We start from the raw sequence: 243 nt of genomic DNA on the forward strand, positions 1-243 counted from the left end.
TGAAAGTCGGGGCCGAGCAGAACGCCTCTACAGACTGCGCCCGGAGAAGACGCCGTATCTCAGCGATGGACGGGGGTTCGATTCCCCCCATCTCCACCACTGCCGCTGTCACAGCACGAAGCCCCCGGATCTCCTGAGGTCAGGGATGCGGGGGCTTCGTGCTGTGACAGCGGCAGTGGTGGAGATGGGGGGAATCGAACCCCCGTCCATCGCTGAGATACGGCGTCTTCTCCGGGCGCAGTC

General features: G+C 64.6%; 1 other RNA gene. It reads right to left on the bottom strand.

Annotated features, from left to right (window positions below):
• Positions 1 to 176: 176 nt before the first annotated feature.
• Positions 177 to 243, bottom strand: a transfer-messenger RNA (tmRNA) gene (gene ssrA, locus CBF90_RS17085); the annotation flags it as partial.

It is taken from the genome of Microbacterium sp. AISO3 (genome assembly GCF_002204305.1).
GTDB classification, from domain to species: Bacteria; Actinomycetota; Actinomycetes; order Actinomycetales; family Microbacteriaceae; genus Microbacterium; species Microbacterium arborescens.